The organism is Halalkalibacter suaedae (assembly GCF_017939705.1).
In the GTDB taxonomy this organism is placed as follows: Bacteria; Bacillota; Bacilli; order Bacillales; family Bacillaceae_D; genus Halalkalibacter; species Halalkalibacter suaedae.
The window spans coordinates 190168-215279 of record NZ_JAGKSQ010000003.1; the positions used below are offsets into that span (position 1 = coordinate 190168).

At 37.7% G+C, this 25112-nt stretch carries 32 protein-coding genes, 2 pseudogenes and 1 other annotated feature; of the genes and pseudogenes, 13 read left to right on the forward strand and 21 right to left on the reverse strand.

The window, feature by feature from the left end:
* Positions 1-39 precede the first annotated feature (39 nt).
* The 13 genes from fbpA to J7W16_RS08420 form a co-directional block, all read right to left on the reverse strand.
* Positions 40-219: a Fur-regulated basic protein FbpA gene (fbpA, locus tag J7W16_RS08365; RefSeq protein ID WP_210596845.1), complete on the reverse strand. Its 180-nt coding sequence runs from the start codon at positions 217-219 to the stop codon at positions 40-42.
* On the reverse strand, positions 188-379 hold the full coding sequence (locus J7W16_RS08370) for a hypothetical protein (RefSeq protein ID WP_210596846.1): 192 nt from the start codon (positions 377-379) through the stop codon (positions 188-190). Before J7W16_RS08370 ends, fbpA begins: the two co-directional genes overlap by 32 nt.
* An 11-nt stretch (positions 380-390) precedes the next feature.
* Positions 391-1287, reverse strand: a complete 897-nt coding sequence (locus J7W16_RS08375) for an ATP-binding protein (protein ID WP_346726918.1) — start codon at positions 1285-1287, stop codon at positions 391-393.
* Positions 1208-2083 carry a hypothetical protein gene (locus J7W16_RS21910; RefSeq protein WP_246879920.1) on the reverse strand — a complete coding sequence of 292 codons (876 nt, stop codon included), beginning with the start codon at positions 2081-2083 and terminating at the stop codon, positions 1208-1210. The genes J7W16_RS08375 and J7W16_RS21910 overlap by 80 nt, the downstream gene beginning before the upstream one ends.
* Positions 2080-2655: a Rha family transcriptional regulator gene (locus J7W16_RS08380; protein WP_210596848.1), complete on the reverse strand. Its 576-nt coding sequence runs from the start codon at positions 2653-2655 to the stop codon at positions 2080-2082. Before J7W16_RS08380 ends, J7W16_RS21910 begins: the two co-directional genes overlap by 4 nt.
* 14 nt (positions 2656-2669) lie before the next feature.
* Positions 2670-2879, reverse strand: a complete 210-nt coding sequence (locus J7W16_RS08385) for a hypothetical protein (protein WP_210596849.1) — start codon at positions 2877-2879, stop codon at positions 2670-2672.
* Positions 2880-2939: 60 nt separating this feature from the next.
* The gene (locus J7W16_RS08390; RefSeq protein WP_210596850.1) at positions 2940-3299 is read right to left on the reverse strand and encodes a zinc-finger domain-containing protein; all 360 of its coding nucleotides are present in this window, start codon (positions 3297-3299) and stop codon (positions 2940-2942) included.
* Between the two features lie 174 nt (positions 3300-3473).
* On the reverse strand, positions 3474-3851 hold the full coding sequence (locus tag J7W16_RS08395) for a hypothetical protein (RefSeq protein ID WP_210596851.1): 378 nt from the start codon (positions 3849-3851) through the stop codon (positions 3474-3476).
* Positions 3852-3868: 17 nt separating this feature from the next.
* Positions 3869-4180: a hypothetical protein gene (locus tag J7W16_RS08400; RefSeq protein WP_210596852.1), complete on the reverse strand. Its 312-nt coding sequence runs from the start codon at positions 4178-4180 to the stop codon at positions 3869-3871.
* Positions 4180-4710 (reverse strand): helix-turn-helix domain-containing protein, encoded by a 531-nt coding sequence (locus J7W16_RS08405; RefSeq protein WP_210596853.1) that lies wholly within the window; start codon positions 4708-4710, stop codon positions 4180-4182. Before J7W16_RS08405 ends, J7W16_RS08400 begins: the two co-directional genes overlap by 1 nt.
* A gap of 84 nt (positions 4711-4794) precedes the next feature.
* Positions 4795-4956, reverse strand: coding sequence for a hypothetical protein (locus tag J7W16_RS08410; RefSeq protein WP_210596854.1), 162 nt, complete (start codon positions 4954-4956; stop codon positions 4795-4797).
* A gap of 78 nt (positions 4957-5034) precedes the next feature.
* Positions 5035-5190 (reverse strand): hypothetical protein, encoded by a 156-nt coding sequence (locus tag J7W16_RS08415; protein WP_210596855.1) that lies wholly within the window; start codon positions 5188-5190, stop codon positions 5035-5037.
* Positions 5191-5204: 14 nt separating this feature from the next.
* The gene (locus tag J7W16_RS08420) at positions 5205-5438 is read right to left on the reverse strand and encodes a helix-turn-helix transcriptional regulator (protein ID WP_210596856.1); all 234 of its coding nucleotides are present in this window, start codon (positions 5436-5438) and stop codon (positions 5205-5207) included.
* 132 nt (positions 5439-5570) lie between these two features.
* On the opposite strand from J7W16_RS08420, the pseudogene J7W16_RS22420 reads away from it, so the two are divergent.
* From J7W16_RS22420 to J7W16_RS08455, 7 genes and pseudogenes are all read left to right on the forward strand, one after another.
* Positions 5571-5763: pseudogene (locus J7W16_RS22420) on the forward strand (helix-turn-helix domain-containing protein); the annotation flags it as partial.
* Between the two features lie 256 nt (positions 5764-6019).
* Positions 6020-7369 carry a hypothetical protein gene (locus J7W16_RS08430; protein ID WP_210596858.1) on the forward strand — a complete coding sequence of 450 codons (1350 nt, stop codon included), beginning with the start codon at positions 6020-6022 and terminating at the stop codon, positions 7367-7369.
* A gap of 19 nt (positions 7370-7388) precedes the next feature.
* Positions 7389-8021: a hypothetical protein gene (locus J7W16_RS08435; RefSeq protein WP_210596859.1), complete on the forward strand. Its 633-nt coding sequence runs from the start codon at positions 7389-7391 to the stop codon at positions 8019-8021.
* Positions 8011-9102 carry a hypothetical protein gene (locus tag J7W16_RS08440; RefSeq protein ID WP_210596860.1) on the forward strand — a complete coding sequence of 364 codons (1092 nt, stop codon included), beginning with the start codon at positions 8011-8013 and terminating at the stop codon, positions 9100-9102. Before J7W16_RS08435 ends, J7W16_RS08440 begins: the two co-directional genes overlap by 11 nt.
* A gap of 98 nt (positions 9103-9200) precedes the next feature.
* A complete protein-coding gene (locus tag J7W16_RS08445) occupies positions 9201-9806 on the forward strand; it encodes an ImmA/IrrE family metallo-endopeptidase (protein ID WP_246879942.1) in 606 nt (201 codons plus the stop codon).
* Positions 9784-10146 carry a hypothetical protein gene (locus J7W16_RS08450; protein ID WP_210596862.1) on the forward strand — a complete coding sequence of 121 codons (363 nt, stop codon included), beginning with the start codon at positions 9784-9786 and terminating at the stop codon, positions 10144-10146. The genes J7W16_RS08445 and J7W16_RS08450 overlap by 23 nt, the downstream gene beginning before the upstream one ends.
* Before the next feature lie 99 nt (positions 10147-10245).
* On the forward strand, positions 10246-11634 hold the full coding sequence (locus J7W16_RS08455) for a recombinase family protein (RefSeq protein ID WP_210596863.1): 1389 nt from the start codon (positions 10246-10248) through the stop codon (positions 11632-11634).
* On the opposite strand, the pseudogene asnB reads toward J7W16_RS08455, so the two are convergent.
* A pseudogene (asnB, locus tag J7W16_RS08460) lies at positions 11625-12848 on the reverse strand (asparagine synthase (glutamine-hydrolyzing)); the annotation flags it as partial. The gene J7W16_RS08455 and the pseudogene asnB overlap by 10 nt on opposite strands.
* A 203-nt stretch (positions 12849-13051) precedes the next feature.
* Here asnB and J7W16_RS08465 point away from each other — a divergent pair.
* On the forward strand, positions 13052-13738 hold the full coding sequence (locus J7W16_RS08465; protein ID WP_210596864.1) for a polyphosphate kinase 2 family protein: 687 nt from the start codon (positions 13052-13054) through the stop codon (positions 13736-13738).
* Positions 13739-14387: 649 nt separating this feature from the next.
* Here J7W16_RS08465 and J7W16_RS08470 read toward each other — a convergent pair.
* From J7W16_RS08470 to J7W16_RS08480, 3 genes are all read right to left on the reverse strand, one after another.
* Positions 14388-15296, reverse strand: coding sequence for an EamA family transporter (locus J7W16_RS08470; protein WP_210596865.1), 909 nt, complete (start codon positions 15294-15296; stop codon positions 14388-14390).
* Between the two features lie 246 nt (positions 15297-15542).
* Complete coding sequence (locus tag J7W16_RS08475; protein WP_210596866.1) at positions 15543-15731, reverse strand: hypothetical protein; 189 nt, start codon at positions 15729-15731, stop codon at positions 15543-15545.
* A gap of 11 nt (positions 15732-15742) precedes the next feature.
* Complete coding sequence (locus J7W16_RS08480) at positions 15743-16522, reverse strand: SDR family NAD(P)-dependent oxidoreductase (protein ID WP_210596867.1); 780 nt, start codon at positions 16520-16522, stop codon at positions 15743-15745.
* 111 nt (positions 16523-16633) lie between these two features.
* Positions 16634-16832, forward strand: a binding site (T-box leader).
* Between the two features lie 46 nt (positions 16833-16878).
* Between J7W16_RS08480 and proB the strand changes: the two genes are divergently transcribed.
* Genes proB through proC form a run of 3 tightly spaced genes read left to right on the forward strand, consistent with a single transcriptional unit; the run spans position 16879 to position 20074 of the window.
* Positions 16879-17997, forward strand: a complete 1119-nt coding sequence (gene proB, locus J7W16_RS08485; RefSeq protein WP_210596868.1) for a glutamate 5-kinase — start codon at positions 16879-16881, stop codon at positions 17995-17997.
* On the forward strand, positions 17994-19238 hold the full coding sequence (locus J7W16_RS08490) for a glutamate-5-semialdehyde dehydrogenase (protein ID WP_210596869.1): 1245 nt from the start codon (positions 17994-17996) through the stop codon (positions 19236-19238). Before proB ends, J7W16_RS08490 begins: the two co-directional genes overlap by 4 nt.
* A complete protein-coding gene (gene proC / locus J7W16_RS08495; RefSeq protein WP_210596870.1) occupies positions 19238-20074 on the forward strand; it encodes a pyrroline-5-carboxylate reductase in 837 nt (278 codons plus the stop codon). The genes J7W16_RS08490 and proC overlap by 1 nt, the downstream gene beginning before the upstream one ends.
* A gap of 70 nt (positions 20075-20144) precedes the next feature.
* Here the strand turns inward: proC and J7W16_RS08500 are convergent, their stop codons facing one another.
* The 4 genes from J7W16_RS08500 to J7W16_RS08515 all read right to left on the reverse strand — a co-directional run bounded on the left by J7W16_RS08500 (position 20145) and on the right by J7W16_RS08515 (position 23542).
* Positions 20145-21137: an NAD(P)/FAD-dependent oxidoreductase gene (locus tag J7W16_RS08500; protein ID WP_210596871.1), complete on the reverse strand. Its 993-nt coding sequence runs from the start codon at positions 21135-21137 to the stop codon at positions 20145-20147.
* A 41-nt stretch (positions 21138-21178) separates the two neighbouring features.
* The gene (locus tag J7W16_RS08505; protein ID WP_210596872.1) at positions 21179-21406 is read right to left on the reverse strand and encodes a hypothetical protein; all 228 of its coding nucleotides are present in this window, start codon (positions 21404-21406) and stop codon (positions 21179-21181) included.
* A gap of 125 nt (positions 21407-21531) precedes the next feature.
* Complete coding sequence (locus J7W16_RS08510; RefSeq protein WP_210596873.1) at positions 21532-22902, reverse strand: aspartate kinase; 1371 nt, start codon at positions 22900-22902, stop codon at positions 21532-21534.
* 352 nt (positions 22903-23254) lie between these two features.
* Positions 23255-23542, reverse strand: a complete 288-nt coding sequence (locus tag J7W16_RS08515; protein ID WP_210596874.1) for a hypothetical protein — start codon at positions 23540-23542, stop codon at positions 23255-23257.
* Between the two features lie 214 nt (positions 23543-23756).
* On the opposite strand from J7W16_RS08515, the gene folE2 reads away from it, so the two are divergent.
* A complete protein-coding gene (gene folE2 / locus J7W16_RS08520) occupies positions 23757-24638 on the forward strand; it encodes a GTP cyclohydrolase FolE2 (RefSeq protein WP_210596875.1) in 882 nt (293 codons plus the stop codon).
* 338 nt (positions 24639-24976) lie between these two features.
* A complete protein-coding gene (locus J7W16_RS22170; RefSeq protein ID WP_283246034.1) occupies positions 24977-25111 on the forward strand; it encodes a hypothetical protein in 135 nt (44 codons plus the stop codon).
* The last annotated feature ends 1 nt before the right edge of the window (position 25112 follow it).

The window sequence follows — 25112 nt, forward strand, 5'->3', positions numbered from 1 at the left end:
TCCAACAAAATCTTTACTGTGGATGAACAGAATGGACATTTAACCATGAAACTTTTCCCTCTTCGCTGCTTCAGACCATTTCCATACGCCTATCAATTCTGAGAGTGTCAACGTATCCAACATTTGTTCTCCACTCTGGGTAATACCTCGTTTGTTTAATTTTTTGATGTATTGCTGCCTTTTCTGCTCACATGCTTTTAGCAATTGGCTCATATTCATCGTCAACCTCCATTCCAAAAAGGTTTAAAAGGAACTGTTTTCGTGGTTCATATAACTTTTCTAATTCTTGCTTAGAAAGTACCTGACAAGGTACATATATCAATCCGAATGGTGTTTCCTTTGTATCTACACATCGATCATACTGGCATAATCTGCACACAGCTTTCCCTCCTATTCAAGTAAATATTGCTCAAATTGATAGTTTTCCTCCTCAGCTTCACGGTCTCTAACCGATTCTTCTGGCATATGTAATTCGTAGGCCATTTTATTGACTCGGCTTTGTACTCGTCCCTCTGGATAAAGAGTAGGAGAAGTTAGCTCGCTAATTGGAAGGTTAGCTGTAAAGAATGTAATGAGATTGTTGTTCATCCTGTATTCTAAGATGTCATTCATCGTTCTCTCGTTCCAATTGCTTGAGCCCTTTTTGCTACCGCTAGACTTCTCGACACCCATATCATCAATGATTAACACTTTAGCCTTCATAAAAGCTTCCTTTACTTGAACTGTGCTTTTATCTGACTCAAAGGTTGACTGTATCTCACTAAAAATATTTGTAGCAGATGTGTACAAGGGAACAACACCGTGTTTTTTTAATAATGCATTCCCGATTGAGATGGCGAGTCTTGTCTTACCGCTACCTTTTTTTCTGCTGTAAAAATAAATTCCCTTTCCCGTACTTTTGATATTCTCAAACTTTTCCACAAAATTAGCGGCCATTCTTTTTGCATATGCAGCCGCACTTCTCGATTCGTCTAGTTGGTACTTAGTTAGATCAAAGTTTTTAATGCCAGCATCAAGAAACTTTTCTGGTATTTGTGCTTGCTTAAGGGTTTGTTCAAGTTTTCTTTTTTCTTGTCTAACCTCATGACAATCGCATTCAAGGTATTGAATGTGAAAGGTCTTCCTTTTTTCTTCCGGCGGGAGAAAGTGATAATGTGTATCTTCTCGATGAATCCAACCCGAACCATCACAAGTGGTAAAAGGACAATCAGAAGTCGCATTCAGTGTCCGGAATCTCTCCGTCTTCCCCGATAAGACGTTGTCTCTCATTTCCTCGATCTGTTGCATCCGATCTGCCAGTTGTGGACGTTCGTTGAGAAGCTCCTTGAATACTTCCTGAATGCTGATCATGTCTTCCCCTCTCTTTCTCCTCAGCCACCACTTTCTGTCGTTCCATTAAAGCTTGATACTGTTCAACAATGTATTTCTCACAGTAGCTGAAAGTGTGAATATTTGTACTCGGTCTGTCTGAGAAACATCCTTCTAGCAAAATTATGGCTTCTGCTAGCGGAACCACATTCAATACACGTCCAATAGCTTGGTAATCATTTGCTTTTAAAATAAGTCCTTTCCCACGTAACTCCAAAAAACGATTTCCAAGCTTGTCCACGTTATCTTCTGTAGTAGTTGTATTATCTGTAGTAATATCTGGTATTGGTCTGTTCATTTTGAACACATCCATCTGTTCATTTTGACCATATCGATCTGTTCGATCTGAACACACGGACTGTTCATTTTGAACACATGGACTGTTCACTGATTTTCGTAACTTAGAATAGTTGATTGTGTACCATTTTGTTTTGTCGTACCCCTTTTTGTTAAAGTTGTCGACTAGGAACAACTCTTCTTTTTCCAATTCACTAATTGCTCTGCGAATTGTGCTTATACTCCAAAAAGGTAACTCTGTTTGCCAATCTTCATGAGTCTTGTAAAACCATCTCATTCCTCGTTGATCTGTCTTCTCACTTCGCTGTAACCAGTAATGTGCTTGTTGCAGGATGATGGCCTTATTTAATCCAACCGAAACTGCTAGAGAAGGTAGTACAAGAAGAGGGTATTCGTCTAGTAAGTAGTGACTCTTCATGATATACACCTGCGACTATCCAAAACTGGCTTGTCCCATTTTTCCACAAACGCGATTGCTTCTGGAAGATCTAAGCGTGTTATATCTCGATAAGATGAAACATTAAACTTTTTCTTCAACTGTCCGTAAATCAATGAATAATACTTCATTTTTGCTCTTGTCGATACGCTAGGAAAAAGTGAATTGATCGTGCATCGGATAGCACTTTGCAACTGCCTTTGTTCTATTGATAGCAACGTTTCATTTCGACTAGCCAAAATCAACCTAGTGCGATTAAACTCATTGATGTATAGTTCTTTAAATTCAATAGCTTTCTTTCCTGTATAACCCATAGCTAGCATGGCGAAGCCGTCAAAGGAAACAATAAACATCGGCATAGATCGTCCTTGCTGATTTTCATAAGAGGACTCTCCAAAATTGGCATACTTGAAATTCTCCGAACATTCTAATGAACGTATATCTCTAAGAACTTTTCCATGCTCTTTCTCAAAGGTTTTTGCAATCATTAATGATGTCGTGACAGGTTTACTCTCATCGACATACACAAGATTTTCAATTATAGTTGGAATCATCTTTCTGGCTCCTTTCAACTAAACAATGCAGCCTTCTTCCCTAATGGCTTTCTGATGTTCTTACTTACTGGAACAGGATATTCATCCTTTTTCTCACAGACAGCCTCTTTGCCATCTATGCGAATAAAAGTTAATTCAGGAAAGTATTTTTTGATATATCCTCTTGCGTATTGCTCCGTATTAAGAGAGTAATAGAACGCTGGTAATGTTGTTCTAAATTGCATACACAATCACCACCTTGGAGTCTTCTGAAAGTTTTGGTATAATCAAGCTTGGGTCGCGTATTATACCGCTTTTGTGGTGTGGTACGCTTTTTCTGTTTTATCGAAGTAAAAACACTCCACTTGAGATTCTTTAAGCCCTAAGCGTCTTGCCACTTGCCTAATACCTCGTTCTAGTCCAAGAACCTCAATGTGATTAATCGCATAAAATGATTCTTCTTTATTCCACCAGTGTGGTGTTACATTTGATTGACTCAACATTTCACCTAGTTCAGAAATTCTTTGACCAAAGGGACAATTAGAGCAAACTGTTCGATAGATGCGTTCCATTTGTCTTCCATAGGAGCTTTCTTTCATTTGATCACAAGATCGACAGTGTTTTCTTTCGATTTCATCAATCTGATGTAAAATTAGCTTTCTCATTTTTTCACCTACTTTCCTGTGCAAGCTGCACCGTGGAAATCATAACAACAAACCGGAGGCATAGAGTGAGTTATGATCTCCACGGCAAAGCTTCTTTGCGATTAATAGGGTGGCAAGACCTTGACTAGAGGTCTTGCCTTTGTAACATTCTTGAACTATAATAGATTTATCTATTTAATATATTAGGATTGAAGTACTAACTGTGCCAGCAGTTGGTGCTTCTTTTTTTATGGGGTTTGAGTAAAAACTTTGTTGAAAATAGACTCGTTTCGACCTGACCTCTTCAGCTAACTGCCTAATCATTGATATTTCTTTCTTCTTATCACCAAAACGATCTGATATCTCATTTGCTTTAGCTTGTAGAGAACTAAAGATGTACTCCATTCCCATACCATCTAATTCAACGTCTTTCCCCTTCTGGATCACCTTGATGTACTCTGACAAGATCATACGAGCGGATAACTTGCTAACCTGGAACATGTAACGTCTCATCGAATCAGCAACTAGTGCAATTTCAGCACGATTAAATGATTGAAGTGGCTTTGTTTTCATGAAATTTCCTCCTTTATTTAATTGGTAAAACGCATTTTCATTGCATCAAACGCAAGTTTCTTATTGTAATCATCTAAATAATCTAGATCGGATAAGTTGAATTTGTATCTTTCATTAAATAAATGAAATGCTAATTTCAACATGATTTTTTCAGAGTTTGACCAAGGACCCGCATTTCGTTGTAAAGATTGGACTTTAATTGTGTTATCCGAAAAATCGAAAAACTTTGTTGTGAAACACTGGTTTAACTTTGGGTGCTCTTTAAAAAGATGCAAAACAGGTCTCCAATAACGATCACGGTATAAACTGCTTGGAATTGTTGCTGACATTATTTGTTCCTCCTTTGTATGTAACCCCTTGCCATCAGTGAAGCTTTCCATTGTTTAATCTCTTCTACATACGAGAAATCAAAATTATTCATAAGATCAATGGCAAGTGTTTGTGCGGCTGCTGCACTATCAAGCAATTCACGAATTGTCCTTTGTATATGATCGGCTTCATGACATCTCATGAATGCTACAGGTTTACTAAGATCTATATCCTCTAAGTGTGTTTCCGCTTCCCTTAATTCTTTAATGGCTAAGAAGGTTAATGAAGCATAATGATGATCAATTAATTCACCATCTAAATATGGGATCGTCACTCCACCAGTAATCTCATCCTGTTGCTTCAAAATAAATAGAGGATCATCTAATGCTTGAGTAAGAAAAGGTTGCATTTCTTTTGGTGTTTTTCTTGCATTTGTCTCATACTTTGCGATGCTTTCTCTAGATGTCGGCACTTTAGATGCTAGCTCGTTTTGAGAGATGCCTTGTCGTTTTCGCGATTCTGCGATTAGTTGACCATTTATTGTAACCATCTCCTTTGTACCAATTATTCAGTTTTTTTGTGACAAGGCTTATTCTAGAATTAATAATAAATAGCTCGTCCTATAGGCCAAGACTCAGTGAGAGTCTTCGCTTGTTGCTGATGCCTGACTTTGTGCCAACATGGCTTCTCGCTCTTGGTTTTCCTTAACCATACGTTTATAAGTGGCTGCAAACCGTTCAAGAGCCTCTTGGCTTGGGTGTTTTCTACCTGCATTAACAATGGTGTCTTTGCTCATATTGCGAATCGCCTCCTTATTAGGAGATATATGCGAAGGACGTAGTGGGACAACCATATTAATTTTTATCCTCCTTTCTTAGGGTTGAATTGGATATGGACTTAAGTCATGAGCGAGCTCCAGTAACTGCTGTACTGCTTCATCTTTAGAACAATCAAACTCTTGAAGATTGAATGCAATCTCAATGACTTTTGCATAATAAGCTGAGAATAGATGTAGATCTGTGATGTTCATTTAATAACCCCTAACTAGAAACATTTCGTTTCTTTATTGTCAAAAAAAATTTCATCTACACTTTTCTTATAATAATCAGCTATCTTCTTGGCTAAAGTGAGCGACGGTGTTCGATCACCCCTCTCAATAGCTCCCAACATTTGAGGGGTGATTGAGAGTTTTTTAGCTACTTCAGGACGAGATTCAGTGCCTCTTAAATCCACTAGGGTTTTCCTTTCCAATTTTTTACCTCCTTCTCGAAGAAACATTTCGTTTCCTCCTCATAACCCTAATATACAGAAACATTTCGTTTCTGTCAACAACTTTCAGAAACTTTTTGTGTCTTAAATTTGAAACGGCTAGTTTCTGTTTTATAATGTGACTATAGGAGAGTGGCGTCTATGCTTGGTGAAAAAATTTCTGAGTTGCGAAAAGCAAGAGGATTAAGTCAATATCAACTAGCTGATAAGCTTGGTTTCTCTAGAGGAAAGCTTTCTAACTATGAACAAGGATCGAGACAACCAGATTATGAAACGTTAAAAACTCTAGCTGAATTCTTTGATGTATCCACTGACTACCTTCTTGGAAGAAGTGAAGATAAGAAACCAATACATATTGCTTTTTCTCATGGGGATGATCCGCTTACGGAAGAAGAAGAAGCGTTCCTAGAGCGACAGCTTGAGGAGTTTAGGAATTTACGGAAGAAGTTTGAACAACAAGATAAATAACAACAAGACACTCGTTTATTATTTGGGTGTCTTGTTTTGTAAGAATAGCCTAAATTTAGACACCAGTTTTGCAGATTACCATTTCCTATAAAACTACTATTAAGAAAAAGGGGAGTTTTGACATGAAATCAGCTATTTTAAGACGGGTTTTTGAAAGGCTTAATAAAGAAACTGTAATTGAAGTTATCCAAACAATGAATAAGTCATGGGAACCAACTAAAAAGCAAAGAAGAATAAAAAAGGAACTTTTAGCAGATTTCTTAAACTTAGCTGATCTGATCAATGACGAAAGTATTGAGGACTTTGTTGAAATGGCAGTTATGACAAAGCAGATTGGTTTACCTGCATTCACTTACAAAATAAACAGCATAACTTTTTTAGATAGCCTTGATGAAAAGGATTACAACACAATTAAAGATTATCCTTTTTTAGAAAACTTCAGTGTATCTGTTGAAGAAGCAGTCGACCGGGATGACCTTTTCACACTTCAGCTTAGGATTAAAGAGTATAAAGCTCATTGGCGACACGGCGGCGTGTTAGACAGAAACAGCTTAACTGCCGTTTATAAAATAAACATTAGTTTGGATAAAGAAAAGAAAAAAGTCACCTTTAATGCTGGTAATGATGCAATTCATGAAGTAACACGTAGATTTGTAAGCGAAAAATTAAAATGGCCCATTTCCGCCTACCGTATAATTGAAAAGGCTAGTCAAAGTTACCAAATTGGTAATGCAAATTTTAAAACAGCAATACTCTTAGACTTTATTGAGAATAGACTTAGTCAAAATGGTATAAAATCGAAGTTTAAAGAGATTAAGTTCGATACTAAAGGAAAAGTACACCAAAATGAGGGCATCAGAAACGTGACTATAAATGGTAGGGATATCCTATCTTCACAGTTAGCTTGTCAATATATAACTATGGGCAGTGGAATAGCGTCTTTCAAACTAAGTATTTCATACGGAGAACAAGACTTTTCTGCCATTTTTTCATTAAAAGGAAAAGATTCAGACTTAATGAAAATAGTAATTGTTGATATTGATGATACTGATCTTAAAGAAGAGATTCTAGAACTCATTCAAGAGCACTACATTGCAATGTGTATCGAAGGTATTAAAGATATGGACACTACTAAAAGAATTTTAGAGACTATCTACGATAAGTATACTGAAGGTGATAAATTTGTATTCCAAGTTATTCAGGATAGTATGGTTAAAGTAAATAGTCACTTATCTAATTTACTTCGCAATACAGATATTGAGGACGATTTCTATGAAATAATTAACGACATTGTATATAATAACAAGATAATACTTGACGCTGCTGGTTATAATGGTATTGATGATGGTTTGGAGAAAATAAAGGAAATTCTTGAAAGTAATTTCTCTGATCTGGATGAGGATGATTCAGATAATGAAAATGAAGATGATGATTCAGTATCTGAAAAAGAGATACCTGAAGATAAAGAATAATTAACTATGGGGTGAGACTATGCTTATTTGGGTTAAAGATTGTGTTTTATATAGAAGCAATATGAATATAACTACACAGCAACTTGAGAGTAATCTCACTCCAGGTTCTTTTGACAAATATAGATTTACGATTATCACTAACCAAATAACAGAAATCGAGTATACTTGGTTGGATTCAATAAAAATAAGAGATAAAATAATAACCAAAAAACCAAAAACATTAAAAGCTTGGTTCTTTACAAAATCGAGTAATATAATATTCTTTGGGAATTCAGAAAGCGATATTAATTTCTTGAAAACAAAACTAGAGAGTTCACTTGGTAATTCTTTAACTAAGCTTGATATATTTTCTACTTGGAAAAATAAATATAACAATAACATTAATTGGTTTGCAAAACTGATTAGTGTTCATATTAAAAATGAAATTATTCCCTACGATGAAGACTTAATAAAAAAATTACCAGTTGATGTACTCGGACCGGAAAATATCAAGACTTACTTAAATAATAAACTTGATCTTATTGCTAATTTAACTTTTTTGTATAATAAGACATACTATTATATGGATATTAATTCAGTTATATCCTTTCCTGACACGATTGAAATAGATGAAATTGTATTAGTCTTAAATGAGGTGCTAAGTGAATTTTAGGAAAGTATTATCAATAGGGATTTTGTTATCTTCTTTTATTATTCCATTTTTCGTATTAAGCCGAGTATCATATAATTCACCTATGGATGAGACACTTATTCAGCAATTGAATGAACATGCTACATTACTTAGTTGGTTGTTTACAGGGATTATTGGTTTTATTTCATTTACTTCCTTATTTATTGCTCTAATATTTGAAAATAAATTAGTTGTAGCGGCAAACACCTTAAAAAGAATTTATTTTCCCTATACTTTTAACATTAAAGACCTAAAGAATGCATATATAAACTACGACACTCTCACTTTAGAAGACCGAATTTTAAATGGATTGTTTTATAGCTTTATTGCAATAGGTATAATTGTTTCAACTATTTGGGGTGTTGTAGTAGGTTTTTACACTCAATTTAGGTTATCTTTTGAGCTAGATCTGACACTTACATCGATGTTTGTTTTTGGAATTTATGTATTCTGGGTAATATTAATCTTTTTATTTTTCTTAATTGGACTCGTAATCCATCAAATTAGATTTAACAAAAACCCCTTTTCGAAAGGTAACCTTCCTGGTATCAAAAAAATAACTGATGTTGATTTTTTAATTAGTCAAGAAATTGACATACCTGAGTTTTTCTCAATTAACTACCCTAAATTAATATTTTACCAAAATCCACCTGTTGAAAATCCCTCCTACGAATTAAATATAGAACTCCCACTGGGTCTCAACAACTTAAGATTCTTAATAAAAGTTTATCAGAATCAAAAAGTGGTTGCTAAATGTTACGGAGTACTTGAAGATGTTGTTGAATATAACAATATTGGAAAAGATTATACAACGAATATAACAACTAATTTTGAAAAGGATTTATACAAAAGTTTACTCTCAAACAATTCGTATGGCGAGTTATTTATTTACAATGATCAATTCCAACCTGTTGCAAGGTTTTTTCTAAAGAAAACAAAACTTAGTGAAGGTAATTTTTGTTACACTATGGAAAGAAAAATTGAAATTACAGGTAAGATTCTGGATAAAGGTATTTTTTTAAACCAAGAAAACAAACCAATAGAATTAGAAATTACCAATTAAACAGCTCAACATCTGGGCTGTTTCTTTTTCTTTACAATACGAACATACATTCTTATAATAAAGAGAACAAACATTTGGTGGTGATGTGATTGCGTTTTATGCCTTTACGTGAAGAAAAGATACAGAAACTATATAAGGAAAATGATATTAACTTCATCTCAGACTTAAGTATTGAAAATCTTGCGCTATTATTTAACATTCAAGTTGAGTATTACGACTTAAGAAGTCGCTGCATCTACGATGAGGACATGGCTCTAATTTACTTGGATCAAAATCAACCTTATGAACATATTCGGTATGATTTCTTCCATGAAATGGCTCATTTCTTCGAGCATTGCAACGATCAACGACAAGCGAATAAGGAATTTGTCCGCCTTCAAGAGAGACAAGCATCTTCATTCGCTCTGTATGCTTCTATGCCTCGTTATTTGTTTGAACCATACATGAACAGCGTTCACTCTTTGCAAGAGCTTATAGATGCATTTCAGCTTCCTGAAGTACATATTAGGGAGCGTATTCGTATCATCCGCCAGCAAAATACCACCAGGGATCACTACAAGAAATTGAAGCAACGTGAAGAAATTTTAATTAATCGAACGCTTCAAAAAGGAAAAGTCTATGAATCTACTATTACTGTATTAGATCAATTAAAAAAACAAGTTGGAGAGGAACGAATGAGCTATGACGTTACGCGTTTACTTTGATGAAATTGACGGAGCATTGCATCCTAAAACTGTTTTACTTCCAAACATGCTGAAAGAAGAGCAAGAGCTTACTTCTTACACCCTACAATCACCATTTGAACGTTTTTATCCAGAGGATTATCACGACGAATTAAAAGTTGTTTCTGTTTCACAGGGGGCTTTAAGACAATGTCCTTTCTATGAGCATCAGTTTGATCTAGATGTGGAGCAACTAAAAAAAGATATTGCTAGAATGCAACATGATCCCGATGCAATTTATGAGACAGATTATTTCGCTGTCATGGTCGATGATCTTCAAGAGTTACTGGCTTATGATGTTGTCTTTCGTTTCGCTAGATAATGTACCTTCCAAGGAATTTAATTGTTACACGTAACAAGCTATCGTTATCTCATAACCTTTCTACTTATCGCATACTTATAGACAATGGAGGTTGATAATATGTCTTGTGCAATTTACGTACGTGTATCAACAGAAGAGCAGGTCAAAGAAGGTTTCTCAATCGCTGCTCAAATTGAACGGTTACGGGCCTTCGCTACCTCTCAAGGTTGGAATGTGACACATGAATATAAAGAAGAAGGTTGGAGTGCAAAGAACATAAAACGTCCCCAACTACAGAAAATGCTTCAAGATATGAAAAACAAGGAATTTAACGTTATTCTAGTGTACAAGCTCGATCGTTTAACGCGTTCTGTTATTGATCTCTATACGCTATTGAAAGAGTTTGAGGATAATGCGGTTGCCTTTCGTTCTGCTACAGAAGTTTATGACACTAGCACAGCTATGGGGCGTTTATTTGTTACCTTAGTTGCTGCACTCGCCCAATGGGAACGAGAGCAACTAGTTGAACGTGTGAAAGTCGGACTTGAACAAATGGTTGATGAAGGAAAGAAGCCTGGAGCTCAAGTGTTATATGGTTATCGTTTTGATGTTGATTTCAACTGTGAGATTATTGAAGAAGAAGCAGAGATCGTTCGGTGGATGTTTCAGCTCTATGCTGATGGATATGGATATAGGGCCATAGCTGATAAACTGAATGAACGTGGCATTGGACCTCAACGAACAGCTGGAAAATGGGGTGACTCTTCTGTACGCTTAATTCTAAAAAATGATATGTACATAGGAGTTTTTCGTTACGGCGACAAGGTGAGGTACAACACTCACCCACCTATTATCAGTGAAGTTTTGTTTCATCAAGTACAGAAACGAATGGGTTCAAAACAGTTGAGTGATTCTAGAAAAGGTAAATTAGCTCTTACTGGTTTACTCAAATGTGGTAATTGCAATGAACACGGGATGAATGGGAATTATGATAAACGAGATCAATTGGTTTATTATCGATGTGTGAAGTGTAATCGATCCGCTAGCGAGAACAAAATCATTGATTTAATCCTAAAAGAATTAGAGAAAATGATTACGTCTAGAGAATACTTCCTCTCGCTTGTTTCTGATACAAAAGAGAATGAAGAGGCCTTCCGTGAATTAAAGGATGAACTTGAAACTGTAACAAATCAAAAGAATAAACTGCTGGACCTCTATATGGATGAAAATAGTCCCTTTAGCAAAGAGGATTTGTATAAGCGAACGTTGAAATTAAACGAGAGAGAACAAGAGCTCATGTTGCAGATCGATGGTATGGATATTGAACTTGAATCCCCTGAATCGCGTTATGATAAAATTAAGAATCTAACTGGCATTGTTGAAGAATTTCATAAGGCGGACCTAATGATTAAGAAGGAATTACTGGAGAGTCTTTTTGAGAAGATTATCTATATACGCGAAAAAAAAGGCAGGCATGCACCCGTTAACCTTGAGTATTTCCTCAAGTAGGGTTCACCCTGCTTTTTGTATTGTAAGACTTCAGGCTTATGAAACCAAGGATAACCACCGAAAATTTCATCTGCACATTCACCAGACAATCCTACCGTTACGTCCTTTTTTATTTCGTGACAGAACCAAAGAAGAGATGAATCGATGTCGGCCATTCCTGGTAAATCCCTTACGTCGACCGCTTCCTTTAGACGATTAGCTAATTCATCAATTGAAATTACCTTATTAAAATGTTGAGTTCCAACCGCATCTGATACAACCTTTACCCATGGGGCATCTTCATTTGGTTGAAAATCATTTGCTTTGAAATACTTATCATTTTCATCATAATCGACTGAGTAGCTTCGAATTTGTCCTTTACCCTGCTTCTCATAGACCTTTGCAGCTAGTGCTGTTAATGCACTTGAATCGACCCCACCAGAGAGAAACATACCAACAGGAACATCTGCAACTAATTGTCTTTCAACTATATCTTCCATTAAATAACGAATATGAGCAGCTGTTTCATCTACGTTATCAGTATGCTTTTTGCTTTTAAGTGTCCAATACCGGCTAATCTTTGCACCATTACGATCGTAAATCAGTGCATGCGCGGGTCTTAGTTCTTGAATATCATCATATACACCATTTCCTGGTGTTCTTGAAGGTGCTAGCCCCATGATTTCTGCTAGCCCCTCTGCTTTGACAACTGGATCAATACTTCGATGGGCTAATAAGGCCTTTAATTCTGAACCAAACATCAGACACCCATTTCGGACTGTATAGAACAATGGCTTCACACCGAGTCGATCTCTCGCCATAAACAAGCTTTGATCTTGATCATTCCAAATCGCAAAAGCAAAGATACCATTTAACTTCTCCAGACTTTGATAGCCCCATTCGATGTATGATTTAAGAAGTACTTCAGTATCTGAATGTCCTTTGAAATCATGACCTCGGGCAAGAAGTTCCTTTCTTAAATCCTCTGTATTGTATAATTCTCCGTTATAAACCATGGTATATGTCTTTCCATCATAAGTACGACTCATCGGTTGAATTCCATTCTCAGGATCAACGACTACTAGACGAGCATGACCAAATGCAGCATGGGGTGATGTCCAAACATTTAGATCATCTGGTCCCCGGCGGTTTAATGTTTCTGCCATCTCCCTTACTTGTTGTTCTTCATTTCGTAAATCTTGACGCCAATCAATCCAGCCTGTAATTCCACACACGTATCATCAGCCCCTTTTGGGAAATTTCTACTTTTCCTTTTAAATCATGTCACTTTCTTGTGACGTACTCTCTACTGTATTCATTTACTGCTAGGACATATAACCATTAAATATCCTATTCAGTCATAACAAAATGGTGATTTACAGACTTGTTTAATATTATCCAAATGATGGTATAACTAATAGAAGGGAGGCGACTTTCAATGAGTTCAAAAAGTTATAAAAAAAAACTAAAAGAAGCCCAATTATCCTTATTACGATTACAACATGAATTATATGAACTAAAGGTACCCATAATTATTGTTTTTGAAGGATGGGATGCTGCTGGCAAAGGTGGATCGATTCGTAGAGTGACGGAACGCCTTGACCCTCGTGGATTCCAGGTACACGCTATTGCTGCACCAGATGAACACGAACTTCGTTATCACTATTTACATCGTTTTTGGTCAAAGCTACCTGAAAAAGGTCAAATGGCGATCTTTGACCGCTCTTGGTACGGTCGGGTCCTAGTTGAACGAGTAGAAGGATTTGCGGATGAGGATGAGTGGCAACGGTCGTATGAAGAGATTAATGATTTCGAAAAAATGCTGGCAGCACAGCCAACTATTATCATGAAATTCTGGCTACAAATTTCAAAGGATGAGCAGTATGATCGCTTTAAAGCAAGAGAAAATAATCCTTTTAAAAGTTGGAAGTTAACAGATGAGGACTGGCGAAATCGTGAGAAATGGGATGACTATGAAGAAGCGATTAATGAAATGTTCGAAAAAACCAATACAGAATTCGCTCCTTGGTATGTAATTGATGCCAACAATAAACAGCAAGCACGGCTGTCGATTATTGAGAAAATTAATGATGAGATAAAAAAAAGAACATCAACCTTTAAGTAGGTTGATGTTCTTAGACGTGGACGAAAGTGTCTTTACCGACTAATTAGATGACTTGTAGACGCCGCTACTGAAATATACTTCGCTTTCCGCGGGAAGCCGGTGAGCCTCCTCGTGCCTTGCACTGCGGGGTCTCACCCCTGGCTTTTGCATCCCGCAGGAGTCTACGTATATTTCATCCGCTAAGGAATTGCTTTCTTTCGGTATTTCAGTCAGCCACTTTAGCTATGTCCCTGCCTCTTACACATAAACTTACTTTTATCGGTGAGACTAGGGATAAATGTTATTCGATTCGCAACTCTTTCAAGTTTATAGCAACGGAAAAAAAGCTTCGTCTTCATAGGAGTTATTTCCATTCAAGTCTTATAATCAACTATATCTAGATAGGAGATTTAAGCTGTCTTGCATTTGTCCCGTGGTTAAGTAAATTCCCATTCACCCTCTAATTAAGCGGACGGGATGGGAGGGCCGACTCCTGCAGGATAGAAAGGGCAGGTGGAAATCCACCGGCAGAGCCGGTTAGTTCCACGCCCTCCTGCGGAAAGCGTGCCCCCCATCCCGGTAGCGAAGGCGAAGCATCTTATTAAGGCAATTCTCAATAATATAAAAATCAACCTCATTATATAGCTTTGCCAATAGACTGAATCAACTTTTAAATAGGTTGATGTTCTCTCGTTCTTCTTCTGTTAAATTGTAGCAAACCATTTCCAACTGCAATACCGAGTAAGATGAGGATTACGCCAAGCCACTGTGATACATAGACGACTTCTTTTAGGACCAATGTTGACATCACAACAGCAACTGGTAATTCAGATGATGTTAAAATAGTGCCAACTCCCCCGCCAACACGTGGCATGCCAATCGAAAATAGAATCGGTGGCAAGAAAACCCCAAAGAAACCTAAAATCAAGCCAAAAGGTGCGACACCGAGAACCGTGTCCATGGATAGAGATAAATTAACTTGAGAGCTGAAAATTAGTATGACTGTAACAAAGCCACCGGTTGTCAGTAAAGCACTCTTTTGAATCGGCGGTACATCTACTCCGATTTTCCCACTCAAATAAATAAACATTGAAAAAGTAAATGCAGCCATCAATCCAAACAACAAACCATTCCAGTTAAAGGTCGTTGATTCAAGTAAAAAGCCCCCAGCAAGGATTGATCCAAATAGTAAAATGATAATAGCTGTCACATTTTTCATAGAAGGCTTTTTCTTATCAATGATCCATTCAAGTAAGCTTCCGATCCAAACAAACTGAAAAAGAAAGATAATTGCAAGTGAAGCATCTACTGTCTGGAGTGATTGATAATATAGAACGCCGGTCAACCCCATCGGGATTCCTGAACCTACTAAAAAAAGTATCAACTTCCGAGACAGCTTTTTTCTCTTTGTAAAAGGAATAACAAGCCATATTAACAGAAATCCACATAGAAACTGACTCCCTGTGACACTAGCAAGCGAGAAGCCAGCTGAATAGGCAAGCTTAACAAATGTAGATAATATCCCAAAACAACAACCACCTAAAAAGACGAGTAATGCAAAAGGCCATAATGATTTCATTCTATTCTCTCTCCCTTCAAAACACAAAAAACACCACACATTCGCCTAAAAGACGGATGCGTGGTGAAAATAGGTTACCCCTAGAAAAGTCCACTTCCATTTTACATTCTTAAAATGGTTTATCTTCAATTGATTTGTCATTCAAATAGTAGAACAGAGATTGCCCTATGTCAACCCATACTGCAAAATAATTCAGAAGGTACAACAATAAACCAAATTTCTACAAGAAGGAAACAAGGATCTAAATTACTCAATACGCTTACTCGTCTCCTTGGCAATTAATGACTTAATATGCTCTTTCGGATTCCAACAATCGAACTGATAGCTCGGCTTTGTTTCAAATCCTAATCTTTTGCACCCATAGTACATACCATTCTGTTTCTTTTCCGCTTGGAAATGCTCACAGGTCGCACAGCAATGAAACCGAGTACTCATCATACAACCCCTTATTTTTGATTAAGCTTGTTCCCGGCGATTCGCTCGAATACTCCAGGCATTAAATGATAGATGCTCGTTCCGATTCCCATCCATCTGGGAAGATTTAATTCCCTTTTTGGTTTATTAATTAGTTGAATCGTCGCTTTTGCAACCTCCTTGGATTCAAGCATCCATTTATCAACATTTTTGACATATGTACCTTCTTTATCAGCCTGTTCAAAAAATGCCGTTCGAATCGGACCTGGATTGACTGCGCTTATATTAATATTTGTATTTGCTACTTCCATTCGTAGGCTGTTAGTAAACCCAAGAACAGCATGCTTTGTTGCAGAATATACACTCGACTTCGGTGTTGCTAGCTTGCCAGCTTGTGAGGCAATATTAATAATATGTCCTTGATTTCGTTTATACATTGTTGGCAATACTGCCTGAGTCAACGCAATAAGGCCAATAACATTAACAGCGAACATCTCTTTAATCTCTTCCATTTTCGCTACCTCGACTTTGTCAAAGATACCAAACCCAGCATTATTAATTAAGACATCCACGTTTCCAATCTCCAGGAAAATCCTCTCTGTTATTTCACAAATATCATTACTATTACCTATATTAAGTTGATAAGAAAATGCATTTCCTCCAAGTCCATGAATCTCATCTTGCACTAGTTTAAGTTTATTGATGTCTCGTCCAAGTAAGACAACAGTTGCTTCTTGTTCTGCTGCTAGTAACGCTAGATCTCGTCCTAGTCCCCCAGAAGCTCCGGTTATCCATATCGTTTTCCCCTTCATATCTTACTTCCCCCTTATACATTTCATGAAAAAGACTAATAATTCCGAGAATATATACTAAGTCCTGTTGACGTTCCTGCTCTTCCTCTTTTATAATAAACGAAACAATATGTAAAGGCGAAGAAAGGGATTAGTAAACAAAAATGATGTGAAAAGAGAGTGACCCCAGAGGCTGAAAGGGTCATCACCACTGATTTTGTTGAACCTGCCCAAGAGCTAGTCATTTGATGACCGTTTCCCACGTTACGGGTAGAGTGGGCATTTGGCCAATTAAGGTGGTACCGCGGATTTTAGTCTTTCCGTCCTTTTCTAAGGATGGAGGGACTTTTTTATTTACTATGGAATGAGGAGATTGTATGAGTCGACAGCGTCTTGTCATTAAAATTGGCAGTAGTTCGCTAACAACAAGGCAAGGAGCATTAAGTATCGAGAAGGTCAAAATGTTCGTAACAGCCATTTCTAAATTAAAAAAAGCAGGACACGAAGTCATCGTTATTTCATCAGGCGCTGTGGCAGCAGGATTTTCAGCAATTGGCTATCCAACAAGACCAGTAACGATTGCAGGAAAGCAAGCAGCTGCTGCGGTTGGTCAAGGCTTATTAATGCAAGCCTATATTGAGCAATTTGCTAGCCATAATCTAATCCCTGCTCAGCTTTTACTTACACGCCAGGATTTCTCAGATGAGATACGTTATGGCAATGCGTACTCTACATTAACAGAACTTCTTAAGCGTGGAGCTATACCAATTATTAACGAAAATGATTCAACATCAATTGAAGAATTGACCTTTGGTGATAACGACATGCTATCAGCTCTCGTTAGTGGCCTAGTTCATGCGAATACGTTATGTATTATGACTGATGTAAATGGATTGTATGATGCAAACCCACAAATTAATCCAGAAGCAAAAAAAATCTATTACCTCCCTCAACTGACAGCTGATTTACTTGCACTCGCTGGTGAATCGAACTCCAAAGTCGGTACTGGTGGAATGAAATCAAAGGTTAGTGCCGCACAAACTGCATTAACACTTGGAGTTAATGTCTTTATCGGAAAAGGGAATTACCCTGAAATGCTCTTAGATATTGTTGAAGGAAAGGGAGACGGTACGTACATAGGCACTTTCACACACGAACAGGTGATGCCTACTACAAAACAATGGATCGCCCTTCACTCAACGATTACGTCATACTTAACGATCGACCAAGGAGCTGAACAAGCAATTCGTTCACGCGGAAAAAGTTTATTACCTGTTGGAATTGTTAGTATTGATGCCCCCTTTACTAAAGGAAATGTCATTGGGGTAAAGAATCTATCTGGACATTTAATCGGTAAGGGCAAAGCAAATATGTCATCTGATGAACTACTAAATTTACAGAACAAACAAAACGAGGATACGTCCAAACTAAAACAACCTGTTGTCATTCATCGTAATGATTGGGTTCCGGAGACAAAGGAGAAGATAAAAAAATGAGTGAGCTCTTACAAAAAGCCAAGAAAGCTAAAGAATGTGCACGTGTCCTTTCATCTAAAACAACTGAAGAAAAAAACACAGCGTTACTTAAAATTGCAGACTTCCTTTTAAATGAAACTGACTTTCTAATAAGAGAGAACGAGAAGGACTTAGAGGTAGCTCGCAACAATGGCACAAATGAGGGAATTATTGATCGCCTAACTTTAACAGCAGAAAGACTAAGTGATATGGCGGAAGGACTCAAACAGGTCGCTGATTTGCCAGACCCGGTTGGAGAGTCACTAACTGAGTATCAAAGACCTAACGGATTAGGAATTGAAAAAATCCGTGTCCCTCTTGGTGTCATTGGCATGATCTATGAAGCCCGTCCTAATGTTACGATCGATGCGTCAAGCCTCTGTTTAAAGTCAGGAAATGCGGTACTTTTGCGTGGCAGTTCTTCAGCCATTCATTCAAATATAGCCCTAGTAAAAGTCGTACAAGATGCTCTAAAACAAACAGCCATTCCAAGTGAAGCAATTCAGTTGCTTGAAGATACTCGACGTGAAACCGCGACGGAAATGTTCACATTAAACGACTACTTAGATGTTTTAATTCCAAGAGGTGGGGCTTCATTAATCCAATCAGTTGTAAAGAACGCCTCCGTTCCGGTCCTTGAAACAGGTGTAGGTAACTGCCATCTTTTCATAGATGAAACTGCAAATCCTGAGATGGCCATTTCCATTTCGGTGAATGCTAAGACTCAACGCCCATCAGTTTGTAATGCTGCTGAAACCATAGTCATCCATCAAAAATGGGCAGATCAACATTTTGAACAATTAGTAAAGGCACTCTCTGAAAAAAATGTATCATTTGTTGGTGATCAAAAAGCACAAACGTATAATCAAACTATTGTTCAGGCAACTGAAGAGGATTGGGCTAATGAATTCCTGGATTTAAAAGTAGCAATTAAAATCGTTGATTCATTAGAGGAAGCAATTGAGCATATTTATAAATATGGAACGAAGCACTCAGAAGCAATCATTAGTGAGGACGCAAATAATGTTACTACTTTTCTAAATGAAATTGATGCTGCAGCTGTTTATCACAATGCTTCTACTCGCTTTACAGATGGGTTTGAATTTGGCTTTGGGGCTGAGATTGGGATTAGTACTCAGAAATTACATGCAAGGGGCCCAATGGGTCTAGAAGCACTAACATCAACAAAATATCTTGTACGTGGAAATGGGCAGGTGAAATAATGAGTAGTTTACTTAATGAACAAACGATCACTTTCTTAGGTGCTGGATCAATGGCTGAAGCAATTATTGCTGGACTTGTCAGTAAAAAAATTGTCAAACCTGAGCAGATTATTGCTACCAACTTTAGTAATCATGCAAAATTAGAATCACTGAAACAAACATATGGAATTCGTACAATGAGTGACCGCGGGGCAGCAGTGAAGGCAGCAGATATTGTTATTCTTGCAATGAAGCCTAAGCAAGTAAAAGAAGCCATTAGTGATATTCGTATTTTTACTAATCCCTCACAACTTTTTGTTTCTGTGCTTGCAGGCATCTCAACTTCATATATTGAGAATTTACTTGGACATGAGGCAGGAGTGATTCGCACTATGCCTAATACGTCCGCAAAAGTAGGTGCTTCAGCAACAGCACTTAGTAAAGGTACGACCTCAAGCAACATTCAAATAGCTCAGGTTAGTGAACTGTTTGAAGCAGTGGGAACCGTTACGGTTGTTGCTGAAGAGAAACTTGACGCTGTTACTGGACTCGCAGGAAGCGGTCCTGCTTATTTCTACTTTCTCGTTGAGGCTATGGAGGATGCGGCCATAGAGTCTGGCTTATCACATGAAGAGGCATCGGCGCTAATTACTCAAACAATTCTTGGAGTCGGAAAGCGTCTCGAGTCAACGACTAAGACTGCTAGAGAGCTTTACCAGGAAGTAATGAGTCCAAACGGAACAACTGAAGCCGGAATAAATGTTCTAAGGGAACATGATGGGCAAGGTATAATGAAAAAGGCTGTTAACAGAGCTATCACCAGATCGAAGGAATTAGGAATTGAATTTAATAGTTAATCTAACTTAGGATTCATTAGGAAGAGATATGCAAAGACAATTTTGTCTAAGACATCTCTTCCTTTTTCTTTTACGTAGTTAATTTATTCTCCATCCATTTCCCGGCCTCTAACCCAGATAAAATCGCGCCTTCTACCTTTCCTTCTAAAAAGCAATCCCCTGCAAATGCAAGTAATCCAGGCGTGGTTGTCGCAAGTACTAATTCTGGATGAAGATTTTTGGGCTTAGCATACCTCCAGCGTTTCACTTGTGCTTCAACAATCGTTGCTTTACCAAGAACAGGCTGCACCTCTCTTGTTAGTTCTGCAATGATTTCTTCATCACCGTCTTGATAGTGAAGCTCACTCCATGAACCAGATGCATGCACAGTGACGATAGGGGATTTTGAAATACCCTTTTGCTGGTTATCTCCTATAAATGAAACAATACCCTCTCCTTGGATTCCACCATTTTTCGGGATCTCACTTGGTCGATCGAGTATTAATAACACAGCAAGACAGGGTTCATAGTCTATCTTTCGCAATTGATCTAGAACGCTCTCTTGCAAAATTCGTGTATTCATCCATGTTAATAGTTGAGGGATGGGAACAGTTGATATTAAGCCCTTTGCACGCAAACTACTCGAATCAGAGCAAGAAATGATCCATTCATCTTGATTGTATTCAAATGAGGTCACTTCTTTATTTAAAGTAACTGAAAGAGGCTTAGCTATTTCTTTTGTTAGTCTATTCATACCATTCAAAGGATAATAGCGTGGATAGCCATCTGCCTGTAAAGAGATGTCTCCACTCTCAGACATTTGATGAAATCCTCGAGTCCATTCCCTTACCATTCCAGCACGTTCCCAGCTAGAAACAAATGATTTCATTTCCTTAGAACGGGCAGTAAAGAATTGAGCCCCATGATCTGCTTTACCATCATGAATTCGTCTCGTTGCCATTCGTCCACCAACACTTTTCCCTTTATCAATAACAACGGTTGTTACTCCATTATTTTGTAAGTGATTCGCCGCCATTAAACCAGATAGACCGGCACCAATCACTAACACATCTGAATAACTCATCGATTCAGCTCCTCGGTAATTACTAGGATTAATTATTAGCGTTAGACATTTTCTATTGTATCGAAACTTTTTGATTTCACATAAGCAATTGAGAGAATGTGTTCAATCCGGAACATTCTAGATTGTTTACGAGTAAGACAATAGGCGATGATATGAGTTTCATTGTAGGATCTTACCTTGATTTTGCGTTGAGTGATCACTCCATCTCCCGAAAGGTAAATGATCTCAAGAAACTCCCCGGCTATACTTCGCTCAAAATAGATACTCATCTCTGTTCCTCCATCATGGTGTTTTTAACCATTATATACGAACATGAGTTCTTATTCAAGTGTAAGAAAGATCATAAAAAACAAACCAAATGAGTTTCATTTGGCTTGTTTTTCTCTTGATTCATCTATTCAATTGTTTCGTCTGCACCACTAAAGAATTCATGGTATAGTTCACGCACTGCACGATCAGCATCTTCAGAATGAATGCCGAGTACTAAGCTTACTTCTGAAGAACCTTGATTGATCATTTCAATATTAACATTTGCTCTCGCCAATGCTGCCGTTGCTCGAGCAGAAACACCAACAGTATTATGCATCCCTTCACCAACGATCATAACCATAGCAAAATCTCGCTCGATATTAACATCATCAACCGCTAGCTCTTTGCGGATACGATCCACAATCCGTTCCTCTATCGCTGATGTCAACTGACCTTGGCGAAGAATTACAGAAGTATCGTCGATCCCTGAAGGAATATGTTCGTACGAGAGACCTTCATCTTCAAGAATTTGAAGTAATCTACGTCCAAACCCAATTTCACGGTTCATTAAGTATTTTCGAACATAAAGTGTTGCAAAGCCTTTATCTGCTGCAATCCCGATCACTGGACTTAAGAAATATTCTCTTTCAGAAATAATCATCGTTCCAGATGAAGAAGGATTGTTCGTATTTTTTACGCAAACCGGAATACGGTTTCTAAATGCTGGAATTAATGCTTCATCATGAAATACAGAAAAACCTGCATATGATAATTCACGCATTTCCCGGTACGTCATCTTTTTAATTTTAACAGGGTTATCAACAACATTTGGATTTGCTGCAAATACAGAATCAACATCTGTAAAGTTTTCATATAAATCAGCCTTTGTTCCTGCAGCCAATATAGAACCTGTGATATCAGACCCTCCACGTGGGAATGTGACTAATGTTCCATCTTCTGAATATCCAAAGAAACCCGGGAAGACAATAATCTCTTCTGAACCTCGTAATTTTGCAAGCTGCTCAAATGCCTCTGGCAAAACTTGAGCATTACCAGGCTCATTACTTACGAGTAACCCAGCATCCTGTGGGTTCAAGTATGTTGCTTTTAAGCCAATGCTCTGAAAATAAGCAGCAATTAGTTTAGCGTTATTATCCTCGCCACTTGCCTTAATTAAGTCCATTAGTGATTCAGGACGATTACGGTCAAATGCCAAACGTTCACGAAGATCAGCTTCAATTGTTGCAACAATATCTTGACCTAAGTTAAGTCCCTTCGCAATGTCCTCGTATCTTGCCACAACAGCTTGTAATTCTGCCTCGGCTTCTCCTTCTTGCAAGTAAGTCTCGCCCAAAGTGATTAATAGGTCAGTTACCTTTGTGTCCTCACTGCTTCTCTTACCAGGTGCTGATACGACGATAATTTTCCGTTCTGAATCGGCAGTGACAATAGCTGCCACCTTTTTAATTTGCTCAGCACTAGCGACAGACGATCCCCCAAATTTTGCTACTTTCATTTTTAATCTCCAGCTCCCTCAATTTACATTCTCTCTACTATTATATAAGTTATTAGAACATTCCAACTATATCATAATCATTCGTATTCTGCAAAAGCTTCTATCGCCATTTAACCTTGATCTCATACGGTTTCCTTAGCTCTCCACTCCTCAGTTCATGCTTCCATATCATTCGTACTGAATCGTAACATACACTCTTGTTTTCAATGAATTCTTCTTATTTTCAATCCTCACTTAAAGGGCTTATCTATAATTCTTGAGTCAAAGTCCCCCTTTTCATTTCTCTTTTCCAGAATTCTACTCATTTCCCTCCAAAAAAAAGAAGCATCCGACTATAGATGCTTGTATCATTCTATTGAAACAGTGAAAACCAGAAAGACTTCTGTTCATCTAAAAGCTCATCATTTGTGCAAGCCGATTCACCTTCATAGCCTAGGGATAATGCATCTGCATATGTAGCTTCTTCTAAATTATTAGTGAGGTCGGCCTGATCAAAGCATGCAGGCGAACTGTAAACCTTAAGAGTATGATCAAGGATAATCCTAGTATCGTCTGGCGGAGATACATTTACAGGTATGACAAATCCAATTATGACTAGCAGACTTGCTAATGCAATCCATATTAAAGTACCTTTTTTCATTATTTTCCCTCTTTTCGCTAAAGTAACTGACAAGAGGCTACACTTTTCTTGTCTCTTTTTCCCTTTGTAGTGTAATATGGAGAAGTTAAGTGTGCAACTAGTTACCTTTACAATTTAATTATTCGTTTATGCGAGCTTTTTTTATGTCAGATGAATGAAGATATGCTAGGATGAAATCAACTTTATTAATATATAATTCAGGAGTGATTCAACAATGAAACGTTTACCACCTAAGGCTGAGCGTCACCGTCACTTTGGTACTGTCGATCCAATACTTGGGACAAAACCAACTGATAAAGAAAAGATGCCTGACCTTCAAAATAAACCAGCTGATTTTTATTTCCCAATCCAACAGGTGGGAATCTCTGATGTTAAGTACCCTGTCATGATTGAATCAGTATTAGCACCAACAACACAAACCACGACAGCGACTTTCGCGATGACAACTAGTCTTGAGCAGGATTTCAAAGGAATAAATATGAGCCGTTTAACTGAGCAGCTTCATTTGTTTTTCCAAACACATCTATTATCTATTGAAACATTAAGAGAGTTCACAGCAATACTCGCACGCGAAATGAAACAAAAGGCTTCAAATGTTCGGGTTTCATTCCCTTGGTTCTTTACTAAAACCAGCCCAGCCATGCAAAAAGAAGGAATGGCACATGCTGAAGTTATCTATGATGTTTCTTTTGATGAGAAGCAAGGCTATACGTCAGTTATTACTTTAACAGGTGCTGTCACAACCCTTTGCCCATGTTCAAAGGAAATTAGTGAATATAGTGCCCATAATCAACGTGGATTCGTGACAATGAGTGTAACAGTTGATGATAGCATTGATATTGATTGGAAAGCTGTTTTACTTGAAGCAGCAGAGAGCAATGCGAGCTCCATCCTCTATCCAGTGTTAAAGCGCCCTGATGAAAAGGCAGTTACAGAACGTGCCTACGAAAACCCTCGTTTTGTTGAAGATCTCGTGCGCCTTGTTGCTGCTGATCTTTATGAAAATGAAGGAGTACGTTCATTTGAAATTGAATGCCGCAATGAGGAATCGATTCATCAGCATGATGCTATCGCACGTCTATCTTATACGAAATAAGGTCTTATATTATAAACATTATTAAAGAGGCTTGGACATAACTAAAGTGTTTAACTGAAATACCGAACAAAGCAATTACGTAGCGGATGAAATATACGTAGACTCCTGCGGGATGCAAAAGCCAAAGGTGAGACCCCACAGGCGTAGCCGAGGAGGCTCACCGGCTTCCCGCGGAAAGCGAAGTATATTTCAGGAGCGGTTTTCTTCCACCACTACCATTGTTCGGGTTTTCTATTGGTTAAATCACTTTTGTCCAAGTCTTTCTTTGTATCCTATATGAATAACCTTTGCTCATTTAACTCATCTTAATCAAGAAAACAGAAAAAGGAGGAGCAAAAATGAGCCAAAAACGTGATAAAGGATACAGCCAGAAAGGCAAGCCTTCTAGCAACACAATTGACCCAGTTATTGCAGCAGAAGAGCTAGAAAAAGCCATCCATCCTACTAACAAACCTCCAAGAAATGCGAAATAAT